This is a genomic window from Stenotrophomonas sp. YJH_SMC_20 (assembly GCF_059367845.1).
In genome coordinates, this window is sequence record NZ_JCAFRG010000009.1 from 108210 (window position 1) to 121488 (window position 13279).

At 68.5% G+C, this 13279-nt stretch carries 10 protein-coding genes; 5 read left to right on the forward strand and 5 right to left on the reverse strand.

Annotated features, from left to right (window positions below; all coding sequences use genetic code 11):
- The first annotated feature begins 10 nt into the window (after positions 1-10).
- Complete coding sequence (locus AC5P6A_RS15605) at positions 11-868, forward strand: EamA family transporter (protein WP_171953265.1); 858 nt, start codon at positions 11-13, stop codon at positions 866-868.
- Between the two features lie 300 nt (positions 869-1168).
- On the opposite strand, the gene AC5P6A_RS15610 is transcribed toward AC5P6A_RS15605, so the two are convergent.
- The 3 genes from AC5P6A_RS15610 to AC5P6A_RS15620 form a co-directional block, all read right to left on the reverse strand.
- Positions 1169-2614 (reverse strand): ExeM/NucH family extracellular endonuclease, encoded by a 1446-nt coding sequence (locus AC5P6A_RS15610; protein WP_495222345.1) that lies wholly within the window; start codon positions 2612-2614, stop codon positions 1169-1171.
- 210 nt (positions 2615-2824) lie between these two features.
- Positions 2825-3343: a c-type cytochrome gene (locus tag AC5P6A_RS15615; RefSeq protein WP_495222346.1), complete on the reverse strand. Its 519-nt coding sequence runs from the start codon at positions 3341-3343 to the stop codon at positions 2825-2827.
- A gap of 218 nt (positions 3344-3561) precedes the next feature.
- The gene (locus AC5P6A_RS15620) at positions 3562-4179 is read right to left on the reverse strand and encodes a TetR/AcrR family transcriptional regulator (RefSeq protein ID WP_495222347.1); all 618 of its coding nucleotides are present in this window, start codon (positions 4177-4179) and stop codon (positions 3562-3564) included.
- A 161-nt stretch (positions 4180-4340) separates the two neighbouring features.
- On the opposite strand from AC5P6A_RS15620, the gene AC5P6A_RS15625 reads away from it, so the two are divergent.
- The 3 genes from AC5P6A_RS15625 to AC5P6A_RS15635 are packed head-to-tail and all read left to right on the forward strand — an operon-like array spanning position 4341 to position 9149.
- Positions 4341-5504, forward strand: coding sequence for an isovaleryl-CoA dehydrogenase (locus tag AC5P6A_RS15625; RefSeq protein ID WP_014035590.1), 1164 nt, complete (start codon positions 4341-4343; stop codon positions 5502-5504).
- Between the two features lie 10 nt (positions 5505-5514).
- A complete protein-coding gene (locus AC5P6A_RS15630; RefSeq protein ID WP_134729703.1) occupies positions 5515-7125 on the forward strand; it encodes a carboxyl transferase domain-containing protein in 1611 nt (536 codons plus the stop codon).
- Between the two features lie 8 nt (positions 7126-7133).
- Positions 7134-9149, forward strand: a complete 2016-nt coding sequence (locus AC5P6A_RS15635) for an acetyl/propionyl/methylcrotonyl-CoA carboxylase subunit alpha (protein WP_495222348.1) — start codon at positions 7134-7136, stop codon at positions 9147-9149.
- Between the two features lie 19 nt (positions 9150-9168).
- On the opposite strand, the gene AC5P6A_RS15640 is transcribed toward AC5P6A_RS15635, so the two are convergent.
- Positions 9169-10335, reverse strand: coding sequence for a putative peptide maturation dehydrogenase (locus tag AC5P6A_RS15640; protein ID WP_495222349.1), 1167 nt, complete (start codon positions 10333-10335; stop codon positions 9169-9171).
- 138 nt (positions 10336-10473) lie between these two features.
- Here AC5P6A_RS15640 and AC5P6A_RS15645 point away from each other — a divergent pair, with 138 nt between their 5' ends.
- Entirely contained in the window at positions 10474-10770 is a 297-nt protein-coding gene (locus AC5P6A_RS15645) for an NHLP-related RiPP peptide (protein WP_021203747.1), read from the forward strand.
- Between the two features lie 7 nt (positions 10771-10777).
- Here AC5P6A_RS15645 and AC5P6A_RS15650 read toward each other — a convergent pair whose 3' ends face one another.
- The gene (locus AC5P6A_RS15650) at positions 10778-13270 is read right to left on the reverse strand and encodes a putative peptide modification system cyclase (RefSeq protein WP_495222350.1); all 2493 of its coding nucleotides are present in this window, start codon (positions 13268-13270) and stop codon (positions 10778-10780) included.
- Positions 13271-13279: the final 9 nt, after the last annotated feature.

Below are 13279 nucleotides of genomic sequence, written 5' to 3' on the forward strand. Positions count from 1 at the left end.
TGCCCGCCCCATGCTCTACCTGTCTTTGGCCGTGATCTGCAGCGTGCTGGTTTCGGTGTTGTTGAAGGTGGCCGGACGCCGCCAGCTGGATGTTTCGCAGATGGTCACCTGGAACTATCTGGTGGCGGCAACGCTCACCGCCGTGGTACTGCAGCCGCCGCTGGATGCACTGCGCGCGCCGCATGCGCCGTGGCTGTCATTGCTGGCGCTGGCGGTGGTGCTGCCGTCGATCTTCCTAGTGCTGGGCCGCGCGGTGGCGGTGGCCGGCATCGTCCGCAGCGACGTGGCGCAGCGGCTGTCGCTGCTGCTGTCATTGGCGGCGGCCTTCCTGTTCTTCGGCCAGACCGCCACGCCGTGGAAGCTGGCTGGGCTCGCCCTGGGCCTGCTGGCGATGGTGGCCATCAGCCTGCGTCCGCGCGGCCCGACCGTAGCGTCCTCGCCCGGTGCCTGGGGCTGGCTGCTGGGCGTCTGGGCCGGGTTCGCGGTGGTGGACGTGCTGCTCAAGCAGGTGGCGCTGTCCGGCACGCCGTCGATGGCGGCGGTGCTGGCCAGCTTCAGCGTGGCCTTCGTGCTGATGCTTGCGTTGCAGCTGTGGCGGCATTTCAGTGGCTGCAGCCGGCTGGCCTGGCGCAACCTCGGCGCGGGTGCACTGCTGGGCCTGCTCAATGGCGGCAACATCCTTTTCTATGTGCAGGCGCACCAGGTGATGCCGGACAGCCCGGCTACCGTGTTCGCCGGCATGAACATCGGGGTGGTGGTCTTGGGCGCGCTGGTGGGTGTGTTCGCCTTCGGCGAGGCCACCACGAAGTGGAACCGCGCCGGCCTGGCACTGGCGGTGCTGGCGATCGGACTGATCGCCTGGGGGTGAGCGTTGGTTGCGGCGGGCCATTTCCGCGCCCGCGGTGGGATGTCACTTTTCTTTTCGCGCGAAAAGAAAAGTAACCAAAAGAACGCGCCGCCAGCCGCGAGCCGGTGCTGTGCACCGGTTCCCTGCGCTTCTCGGTGAACCAGGGGACGGCGCCGAACTCGCTGCGCTCAGACATCGGCGCCTCTTCGCCCCTGATCCACTTGCGATGCTCGGCTCGCTTGAAGGCGGACTGGTAGATCAAAAGCAAAGGCGGCATCCGTGCCGATCAAGGTCCCTACCAGAGCAGATCCCCGGCGAACCCTATCTGTCGAAACCCAGCAGCAGCGGGTCGTGGTCGGAGCTGCGCCACGGGCCCTGCACGTTGCGGCCCTGGTAGCCGCTGGCGTCCTGCTCGTCGGCATTGCTGTGCCATTCGGCGGCACCGCGCAGGCGCTTGGCCATGCCCGGGCTCAGCAGTGCATGGTCGAGGCGGCCGGTATAGCCGTTGTAGAGGTAGCTGTAGGGATGCTCGACCTTGGCGACCTTGAATGCGTCCTGCCAGCCCAGGTCACGCAGGGTGCGGATCGGGTCTTCCATCGCGTAGGCATTGAAATCGCCCAGCAGCACCGCGTCCCTGGCACCGGTACCGGTCGGGTCGGTCTGCAGCCAGGCATGCAGCTGCTGCGCCGAGGTCACGCGGGTCGCGTTCCAGCAGCCCTGGTTGTCGTTGCGGTCGGCGTCGGCACCGGCGGCGTCGCGGCAGCCCTTCGACTTGAAGTGGTTGGCAACCACCACGAACGGCGTGCCCTGCTTGCCCTGGAAGGCCTGCGCCAGCGGCACGCGGCTGTGTTCGACGAACGGACCACCGGTCAGCGTGGCCGGCTTGCCCAGCGGCTGCAGGCGGCTGCTGCGGTAGATGATGCCAACCCGGATCGGATTGTCGCCGGGGCCGTTGCCGGCATCGACGAAGCGCCAGTCGCCCTGCGCGCCACGGTCGCGGTTGAGCGCATCGACCAGTTCGGCGATGGCCGACTGCGGGCCGTAGCCGTCGTTCTCCAGTTCCATCAGCGCAGCGACATCGGCGCCCAAGGCGTTGACCGTGGTGACCAGCTTGGCGAGCTGCGCCTTGTGCTCGTCCAGGGTGCGCGCGCCGCGCAGGGTCGGGAAGCCACCGCCCTGGCCGTCACCATTGAAGAAGTTCTCCAGGTTGAAGGCGGCCACGTGCAGGCTGCCCGGCACCGTGGGCACTGCCGGGCGCTTCAGTTCCGGCAGCTTCAGCGCGCCTTCGACCTGCAGGCGCGGATGGCCCTGCGCATCCACGCGCACGATGCCCTCCACGTTGCGCAGCTGCATGCCGGTGCGCAGCACCGGGTTGCCCGGCAGGTAGGGCACGCTGGCGGGGTCGCGGGCGTCACTGCCATCTTCCAGTACCAGCCGGCGACGCTGGTTGTCGGCCATCACCTGCTCGTAGCCGGCGGTGCCCGGCGCAGCCACTTCGGTCGGCTGCCAGAGGCGGCCGTCGAAGGCCACGGTGAGCTGGCCGAAGCGCTCCAGGCCATCGGTACCGGCCAGGGTGAGCGGTGCGGCGATGCGCACGCGCTGGCCATCCAGCGCGCGCCAGTCGGCCGGTGCGGCGGTCAGCACCACGGTGGCGCTGCTGCGCGCGACAGCGGGCGTCGTAGCTGGTGCGGCCTGCGGCTGGGCCTGGGCAAAGGCGCTGGCCGGCAGCAGCAGGGACAGGGCAAGAGCAAGGGAACGGCGGCGCATCGACGGGCGATTCCAGTGAAGAGGGCGCACAGACTAACCCTGAAATGCGGAGATCCGCCTGCGCGGCGGGGGCACAGGGGCAATCAGGCCTCGGTGGGCAAAGCTTAGTAGGTGGTAGAGCCGAGCCCACGCTCGGCTGCGCCTGGCCACACCGTGCGCAGAGCAGCCGAGCGTGGGCTCGGCTCTACAGGATGCGGCGCGTTGCGGCGGCTATTTCAGGTTGCCCAGCATCCAGTCCACGGTGGCGTGGATCTGTTCTTCCGTCAGGGCCGGGTTGCCACCCTTGGGCGGCATGATGCCGCCATCCGGGCCGGTATAGCCCTCGATGGCGTGCTTGTAGAGGGTGTCCTTGCCCTGCGCGATGCGCTTGTCCCAATGCGAGTGGTCCAGCGTCGGTGCCATGCCCACGCCGGTGGTATGGCAGGCGGTGCACAGGTTGTCGAAGATCACCTTGCCATCCTTGGTGCCGCCGTAAGCCACCTGCGAAGCAGCCTTGGCCAGCGCGGCGGCCTTGGCCGCAGCCCGCGCGGCGGCGCCGGTGCTGCCGGCATAGACCGCGCCGGTGGGCGAAATGCGCTGTTCGGTGCGCTTGGCCGCGGTCGGCGATACTTCGGGTGGAATCCGGGTGTGGATGTAGGCGGCAAGGAGGATGAGGCCGAGGGTGATGGTCGCCAGCAGCGCGATCACCATGGAGAAGCGTTTCAGGAACTCCAGATCGTAATTCCGCACTCTTCGTTACCCCTGGCTGATAGTCGTTGGACCACGGCTGAGCGACTGCGTGATGGGCCGAGTATAGAACGCGCTATGCGTGCGACAACAGGCGTCATGCTGGTGCGGCGCAGCATGCGGCCGTGGCCGCATGCGGGTAGCGCCGGGCCGTGCCCGGCGAGCGCGAAGCGCGGCAACAACGGTCGAGGATGGCAACAGCCGCCGGGCATGGCCCGGCGCTACCGAATTTCCGGGGCACCGATCGCGCGCAGGCAGAAGCTGCAGATTGCGTTCACCAGTGCATCTTCGTCGCGGTGTGCTTCGCGGCTTGGCGCGGTCGGGCCGACCATCGCCTCGGTGAAGGCGCCGACCAGGCACGCAGCGGCTACATGCGCGTCCTGCGCAGGCAGCTCACCGGCCGCCACGCCCTCCTCCACCAGCCGCAGGAACACGTCGCCGAAGGCGCGACGACCGCGCATGCGCTCGGCTTCCACGTCCGGGTCGACCGGTTCGACGATGAAGGCGTGCGCCAGCCCCGGCCCAGCCAGGGCACGGCGTACGAAGGCGGTGATCGCCAGCCGCAGGCGCTCGCTGGCCACCTCCGGGCCGCTGGCGATGCGTTCCATGATCGCCACCTCGTGGGCCACGGCGGCGTTGAGCACCTCCACGAACAACTCGGCCTTGGACGGGAAGTGCCGGTAGATCAGGCCGGTGGACACCCCCGCCTGGGTCGCCACGGCCGTCACCGGAGCATTGCGCCAGCCGCCGGTGGCGACCAGCTCGCGGGTGGCCAACAGGATCCGTTCACGGGCCCCGGCCAGCCGTTCTTCCATCAGTGCAGAGCGTTTGTAGGCCATGTTTTGATTCTAGTTTCAATTTTTGAATTTGTATTCACTTCTTACCCGAACCCCGCTACGCTGGGGTCCAATCGCCCGTGCGGGCAGCGGTCCTGCAGACCGCCGCCCGCTCCCCCGCCGGGTGCGTCCATTTCCTGCCATCCCGTCGTGGAGCCACCACAATGCACGTGCCATCCCTGAACTTCGACCTTGGCGAAGACATCGACCTGCTGCGCCAGAGCGTGGCCCATTTTGCCGCCGCCGAGGTCGCGCCGCTGGCCGCCGAGGCCGATGCCAGCAACCAGTTCCCGCTGGCTCTGTGGCCGAAGCTGGGCGAACAGGGCCTGCTCGGCCTCACCGTGGAAGAAGCATACGGTGGTACCGGCATGGGCTACCTGGCCCACGTGGTGGCGATGGAAGAAATCTCGCGCGCTTCCGGTGGCATCGGCCTGTCCTATGGCGCGCACTCCAACCTGTGCGTGAACCAGCTGCGCAAGAACGGCAACGAAGAACAGAAGCAGCGCTTCCTGCCCGGCCTCTGCAATGGCAGCCTGGTCGGTGCGCTGGCGATGAGCGAGCCGGGGGCCGGTTCGGACGTGGTGTCGATGAAGCTGCGCGCCGACAAGCGCGGCGACCGCTACGTGCTCAACGGCAACAAGATGTGGATCACCAACGGCCCGGATGCTGACGTGCTGGTGGTCTATGCCAAGACCGACATGGAGGCCGGCGCCAAGGGCATCACCGCGTTCCTGGTCGAGAAGGGCATGAAGGGCTTTTCCACCGCGCAGAAGCTGGACAAGCTGGGCATGCGTTCTTCGCCCACCTGCGAGCTGGTGTTCCAGGACTGCGAGATTCCCGAAGAGAACGTGCTGGGCCAGGTTGGCGGTGGCGTGCGCGTGCTGATGTCCGGCCTGGACTACGAGCGCGTGGTGCTGTCCGGTGGCCCGCTGGGCCTGATGGCCGCGGCCATGGACGTGGTGATGCCGTACGTGCACGAGCGCCACCAGTTCGGCGAGCCGATCGGCAGCTTCCAGCTGATCCAGGCCAAGATCGCCGACATGTACGTGGGCCTGGGTGCCTGCCGCGCGTATGTCTATGCCGTGGCACGCGCCTGCGACCAGGGCCGCACCACCCGCCAGGACGCCGCCGGTGCCATCCTGTACGCCGCCGAGAAGGCCACCTGGCTGACCGGCCAGGCGATCCAGATCCTCGGCGGCAACGGCTACATCAACGAATACCCGACCGGCCGCTTGTGGCGCGACGCCAAGCTGTATGAAATCGGCGCCGGCACTTCGGAGATCCGCCGCATGCTGATCGGCCGCGAACTGTTCCAGCGCACCCTGTAAGGCCAACGCGATGACCGTCCTGAACAGCCAGCTGCAACCGGGCAGCGAAACGTTTGAAAGCAACCGCGCGGCGATGCAGGCCGTGGTCGACGACCTGCATGCCACCCTCGCGCGCACCGCGCTGGGTGGCAGCGAAGCCGCACGCGCCAAGCACACCGCGCGTGGCAAGCTACTGGTGCGTGACCGCATCGACGCCCTGCTCGACCCCGGCAGCGCCTTCCTGGAAATCGCGCCGCTGGCCGCGCACGGCATGTACGAAGACGCCGTGCCGGCCGCTGGCGTAGTGGCCGGCATCGGCCGCGTGAGCGGCGTGGAATGCGTGATCGTGGCCAACGATGCCACGGTCAAGGGCGGCACCTACTACCCGATGACGGTGAAGAAGCACCTGCGCGCGCAGGAGATCGCCGAACAGAACCACCTACCGTGCATCTACCTGGTCGATTCCGGTGGCGCGTTCCTGCCGCTGCAGGACGAAGTCTTCCCCGACCGCGATCATTTCGGCCGGATCTTCTACAACCAGGCCAACCTGTCGGCGCAGGGCATTCCGCAGATCGCCTGCGTGATGGGCAGCTGCACCGCCGGTGGTGCGTATGTGCCGGCGATGAGCGACGAGACGGTGATCGTGCGCGAGCAGGGCACGATCTTCCTCGGCGGCCCGCCGCTGGTGAAGGCCGCCACCGGTGAAGTGGTGACGGCCGAGGAACTGGGCGGTGCCGACGTGCACACGCGCATCTCCGGCGTGGCCGACCACATGGCCGACAACGATCTGCAGGCGCTGGCACGGGTGCGCGCAATCATCGCCCAGCTGAACTGGCGCAAGCCGGAACCGGCGATGGCGGTACAGCCTTCCGAGGAACCACTGCTGCCGGCGCATGAACTGTATGGGGTGATTCCCGCCGATACGCGCAAGCCCTACGACGTGCGCGAAGTGATCGCACGCCTGGTCGATGGCTCGCGCTTTGACGAGTTCAAGCCGCGCTATGGCGCAACACTGGTTACCGGCTTCGCGCATCTGAACGGCTACCCGATCGGCATCATCGCCAACAACGGCATCCTGTTCTCCGAGTCGGCACTGAAGGGTGCGCACTTCATCGAGCTGTGCACCCAGCGCAACATCCCGCTGGTGTTCCTGCAGAACATCACCGGCTTCATGGTCGGCCGCAAGTACGAACAGGGCGGCATCGCCAAGGACGGCGCCAAGCTGGTGATGGCGGTGGCCTGCGCCAGGGTGCCCAAGTTCACCGTGGTCATCGGCGGCTCGTTCGGCGCCGGCAACTACGGCATGTGCGGCCGTGCGTACTCGCCCAACTTCCTGTGGATGTGGCCGAACGCGCGCATCGGCGTGATGGGCGGCGAGCAGGCCGCCAGCGTGCTGGCCACGGTCAAGCGCGATGGCATCGAGGCCAAGGGCGGCCAGTGGCCGGCGGCGGAGGAAGACGCGTTCAAGGCACCGATCCGCGAGCAGTTCGAGCAGCAGGGCCACCCGTACTACGCCAGCGCGCGCCTGTGGGACGACGGCGTGATCGATCCGGCCGACACCCGCCGGGTACTGGCCCTGGCGCTGTCGGCCAGCCTCAACGCCGCCCCGCAGCAGACGCGCTTCGGCGTGTTCCGCATGTAACCCGTGCCATGACCGAGCACGCTCCCATGAAGCCCGTTGCCATGTTCACCAAAGTCCTGATCGCCAATCGCGGCGAAATCGCCTGCCGCGTCATCGCCACCTGCCGCCGCCTCGGCATCGCCACCGTGGCGGTATATTCCGATGCCGACCGCAACGCGCGCCACGTGCGCCTGGCCGACGAAGCCATCCACATCGGTCCGGCCGCTGCACGTGAAAGTTACCTGCGCGGCGATGCCCTGCTCGACGCCGCACGCCTGACCGGCGCGCAGGCGATCCACCCCGGTTACGGCTTCCTGTCAGAGAATGCCGACTTCGCCGATGCCTGCGCCGCCGCCGGCATCACCTTCATCGGGCCGCCGGCCAGCGCCATCCGCGCGATGGGCGACAAGAGCGCGGCCAAGGCATTGATGGCGAAAGCCGGCGTACCGCTGACTCCGGGCTACCACGGCGACCAGCAGGAACCGTCCTTCCTGCGCGAACAGGCCGACGCCATCGGTTACCCGGTGCTGATCAAGGCCAGCGCCGGTGGCGGTGGCAAGGGCATGCGCAAGGTCGAGCGCAGCGAGGACTTCGTCGATGCGCTGGCCAGCTGCCAGCGCGAGGCGGCCTCGGCGTTCGGCAATGACCACGTGCTGGTCGAGAAGTACGTCGAGCGCCCGCGCCATATCGAGATCCAGGTGTTCGGCGACAGCCACGGTGACGCGGTGTACCTGTTCGAGCGCGACTGCTCGGTGCAGCGCCGCCACCAGAAGGTGCTGGAAGAAGCGCCGGCCCCGGGCATGAGCGCGGAACGTCGTGCTGCGATGGGCAAGGCGGCGGTCGATGCCGCGCGCGCGGTGGGCTATGAAGGTGCGGGCACGGTGGAGTTCATCGCCGGCCCGGACGGCGATTTCTACTTCATGGAAATGAACACCCGCCTGCAGGTCGAGCACCCGGTCACCGAGTACATCACCGGCACCGACCTGGTGGAGTGGCAGCTGCGCGTGGCCTCGGGCCAGCCGCTGCCGTTGCGCCAGGACCAGCTGGCCATCCATGGCCATGCGATCGAGGCGCGCCTGTACGCCGAGGATGCCGACCGTGGCTTCCTGCCGTCCACCGGCATCCTGCGCCGCCTGCGCCTGCCGGCACCGTCGACTCATGTGCGCTTGGATACCGGTGTCGAGGAAGGCGACAGCATCACGCCGTACTACGATCCGATGATTGCCAAGCTGATCGTCTGGGACGTGGACCGCGACGCCGCGCTGCGCCGCATGAGCCAGGCCCTGGCCGACTGCCAGGTGGTGGGCGTGACCACCAATGCCGGTTTCCTGCGCCGCCTGGTGAACACCGATTCGTTTACCCACGCCAAGCTGGATACCGCGCTGATCGAGCGCGAGCAGGCGGCATTGAGCCGGGTGCGTGACAGCGATGATGCGCTGTGGCTGCTGGCGGCGGTGGCCGCCGTGGCCACTACTGCAGGTGCAGCCAGCGATGCGCGCGATCCGCATTCGCCGTGGCAGTCACAGGACGGCTGGCGCCTTGGCGCGCCCGCGCCGCGCGTGCTGCCGCTGCAGCAGGGCGAACGCCGGCACACGCTGAAGGTGTGGGCGCAGGCCGATGGCTGGCGTGTGCAGTGCGATGACGCGGCACCCGTGCAGGTGGTCGGCACAGCCGATATGCGCGGGCTGGTGGTGCAGCTGGGCGGGCGCCGCTGGGCACTGCAGCTGCTGCGTGACGGAGACCAGCTGTACCTGTTCGGTGCTGACGGCCAGCATCGTTTCACCCTGCATGATCCGGTGGGCGAATCGGACCACGCCGTGGCCGATGCCGGCAGCCTGCTGGCACCGATGCCGGGCAGGATCGTCGCCACGCTGGTCGCCGCCGGTACCGAGGTCAAGCGCGGCACGCCGCTGGTGGTGCTGGAAGCGATGAAGATGGAGCACACCCTGCAGGCGCCGGCCGACGGGACGGTGAAGGGCTACCGCGCCAAGGCCGGCGACCAGGTCGGCGACGGCGCGGTACTGGTGGACTTCGAGGCGGCGTGAACGCTGGGGTGGCGACCGCTCAGCGGTCGTCGCCCGCTACCACCCGCCCGGCGGGATCGAATTCGGCCGTGTCCAGCGTGGCACTGCGCCAGCCCAGGCCGCAGATGGCCATCGCGCTCTGGCCGATGCCGTCGAAACCGAAGGCACGATCGACATCGGCATCGTTGATGGCCGCCGTCACGAACGCCGCCAGCCCGCGCTCGGTCGCACACAGGTACAGCAGCTGCGAGATGTGACCGACATCCAGCGTCACCGCACGATGCGCCTTGGCGTGGTTGCGGTACTTCCAGAAGCAGCGGTCATAGCGCGGCGCCAGCACCAGCAGCGCCGGCGCATCGGCGAACCACGCCTGCCCGGACAGCATCCGCCGCGCCAGCGCCGGCAGTGCCTGCGGCGGTGGCGAGGGCAGCGGCAGCACGGCGTGCTGCACCGGGTGGTAGTGGTACAGGCCCGGTGCCAGTCCTTCCACGTTCTGCACCAGTAGGAAGCCTTCGGTGGGATGCAGGCCGCCACCGGAAGGCACGTTCTTCTTCAGGAACTCGGTATCGCGCTCGATCTTCTGCACCGCGTGGGCCATCAGCGTGCGCTGCAGCACCTGGGCCAGCAACGGCAGCGGCAGCGCGCGCTGGGTATCGAAATTGCGGCAGGTGCTGCGGCGCGCCAGCAGTGTGTCGAACGGCGCCTCTTCGCTGCGCGGCAGCGGCTGGTAATCGCCCTGCATCGGCTGCACCACCGGCGGTGGCGGCCCGAGGCGCTGGCGCAGGCCGGCAGCGGTGTCCAACCCTTGCCGACGCATGTCCTCCACGCTGTCCACGGCCTGCCAGCGCGCATGACGATGGGCCAGCGCCGCCAGCGGCCACCACTGGCTGCGCCGCAAAGCCTCGTCGCGCAGCTGGTGCCCCACCTCGCTCGGTGGGTCGGTCAACAGCAGGCCCTGCTCGACCAGGCGGGCCAGCATGGCCGGGCAGGCATCGGCGGGCGGTTCGCACCAGCGGTGCGCACTGAGCTCGCCGAGCAGCTGGCGCTCCTCGGCGTCCACCGGCAGTGGCTGGTCCAGATGCGCGGCCAGGGCCACCCAGCTGATCTGGCTGTCCATCTCGGCGTGGCCGGCCAGCATCGCGCGCAGGTCGAGGGTGATCGCCTCGCGGGGCTCGAACATCAGGCTGGCGCAGCGGCGCAGGCGCATGGGATTCCTTCCTTCTGCCGCACAACCGGCATAGCAGCAACGACCGCAGCGCGGCCAACTTTAGCGACGTACGCAGCGCGGCCCTCAATGGCAGGCTGTCGCGGCCGATACGAGAACTTCAGCCTACGGACGATCCCCATGAGCACCCATCCCCGCCTTTCCGCCGCAGACGCCAGCACCCTGCTGGACCACCTGATCGGCAACGACGACTTCCGCAGCCACTTCACCGCTTCGCCGGCCAAGGCCCTGGCCTCGATCGGGCTGGACGGTGCGGTCGGCGAAAGCGACTGCATGAAGATCGGCACCCTGGCTTCGGTCGAGGAGCTGAGCCAGGTGCGTGACAGCCTGCAGGCCCACCTGTCCGGGTCGGTGGCGGCGATGACCGTGGTGTTCTGCTTCGAAGCGGGCAAGGTCGGCGAGCGCATCGACGGCTGACCCGTCATCAGGGCGCGCCGGCCGCGGCCGGCGATGCCCACGTGGACACGTCGTGCACATTCAGTGGTTGCCAGACCTGCATGGCGGTGACCTCGGCAATGGCCTGGCCGCGATGCTGGGACAGCCAGGCCTGCTCGCGGCGTACGGCAGCTTCATTGCCCTGTGCGCGCAGCGCGAGCAGCAGCACGACGTGTGCCTGCACCGGCTCGCTGCCATCGAGCATTGGCTCGATCAGGGCGCGGGCAGCTTCGGGCCGCTGCATCTGCAGTTCATCCACGGCGCTGACAATGCGCAGCCAGCGATCGGCGACCGGACTGCGCAGGCTGCGCAGCAGCGGCCGCTGCTCGTCCAGCCAGCGTTTGGCCAGCTCGAACTGGCCCTGTCGCTGGGCCAGATGGACCAGAGCCAGCCATTGCAGGCCGCGGGCATGCAGCATGGGATCATCGCGCTGCTCCAGCAACGGATGCAGCAACGCAGCGATGGCCTGCAACTCGGCGCGGTCCGCGCTCGGGCACAGAGCTGCCACGCTGGCGTGCTGCAGCCGCTGCTGCACCTGGAAGTCGACCAGCGCCGGCGCCGACGCGTCGTCGCGTACCGCCTGCTGCATGGCCGCGCAATCGCGCTGCGTGGCCGCCAGCAGCAGCTGCGCACGCAGCTTCATGCGCTGCTGCAGGGCATCGTTGGCACGGATCTGCGGCAGCAGTTGGGCGGCCTTGGCGTACTTGCCCTGCGCGACCAGCACGTCCACGCCGGTCTCATCGGCATCATCACGACCGCGCAGGACCTGTGCCTGGGCCAGTGTCTCGGCCGCAAGCTGCGGTTGGTTGGCGGCGATCTGTATCCGCACCAGGTGGATCAGCGGATACAGGCGCAGCGGATCCTGCGGCACCGCAGCCGCACGCGCGTAGGCTTCGGCCTCGCTGAACTGGTTGGCCTGCAGCAGGTACCAGGACGTGTTGGACAGCCCGGCGAACGAATCCGGGTAGACCTTGGCCAGCGTGCGCCAGTGCTCCAGCGCCCAGCCACCAGGCTCCAGTTCGGCCATCCAGGCCTTCAGGTACAGGCGCTCGCGTGGCGGCAACCGATCCTGCAGGTCCAGCGCGTGCTGCATGGCTTCGCGTGCGCGCCGCCCTTCATCGACGCGCGCATGCAGTTTGGCCACGCCCATGTAGGCCAGGGCGAAACCGGGATCAATATCGATTGCAGCCTGATAGAGGTTGCGCGCCTCCTCGAAGCGACGCTGGCCCAGTGCATTCTCGGCCAGCGCGAACGCTCGCAGTGCGCGAAGGTCCTGGGTCGATGCTCGCGGCAGCGGCAACGACTGTTCCAGGCTCGCCACCGATTCGCCCAGTCCGCGACGCAGGCGCCCGACCACGTCGTCCACCGCGAATACCATCTGGTCGGATCGATCCGTGGTGGCGGTGAACGTCTGGATCACCTGGCCGGTGCCGGGTGCGGCGACATCAATGGCCAGCTCGTAGCCACCGATCTTCTGCCGCACCGTCGGCAGCAGCACGGCGCGCGCGCCCTCCCGCACCGCCACGTTGGCCGCGGTATCGCGGCTGAGCCGGGTATCGCCCGAGAGCCGCGCCATTTCCAGGCTTTCGCGGATCTTGCCCTCCGACAGCACGTTCACGTAGCGCGACTGCTCCAGCGCGATCCGGATCGCGTGCCGCATCGAGTCGTCGAAAATCGGGTCGCCGGTGAGGTTGTCGACATCGCCAAGCACCACCCAGTCCCGCTCGGCGAACGCGATCGCCGGTTCCGACCGCAGCAGCAACCAGCCGCCCAGCACGGCCACCGTCAGCACCAGGCCCTCGGCGGCCAGGACCAGCGGCTGCCGCCACAGCGGCAGGTCACGGCGTGCCTTGGCAGTGGCGCGTGGCATGCGCAACGGCGCTGAACCGATCTCACCCACTTCGATCACTTCCTGCACCACCGGCATTCCCTTGAAGCGCCAACGGCCGTGCGACTTCCACAGCAGGCGCGCACCCCGTTCCCCCAGCGCGCCGGTGGCGCGACGGGTCAGCGATTCGGCCACCGCCGACAACAGGATCTGGCCAGGGCGGGCCAGCGTCATCAGGCGCGCTGCCATCGGCTTGGCCAGGCCTTCCACTTCCATCGACTTGGCGCCGGCCCGGACCGCCTCGGCACTGTTCTCCCAGGTCAGCACGTCACCCACATGCAGGCCTGCACGCGCGCGCAGTTCGATCGCCCGCTGCTGGCCCAGCGCGTGCAGTTCGCGCTGGTAGTCCAGGGCGAAGCCCAAAGCATCGATGGCCCGCTCGAACAGCATGAACAGGCCGTCGGAGCGATCGATCAGCTGGCCGTTCCAGCGCTGCTGCAGGACCAGCACCAGGCGGTCGTGTTCCTGGAACAGGCTGGCGGCCGCCACATCGCCGATCCGCTCGACCAGTTGCAGCGAATCACACAGATCGGTGAACAGCAGGGCGCGTAGCTGTGGGCTATGCGGGGCTGACGTTCCGTTGTCGCCGTCCATCGCCTGCCT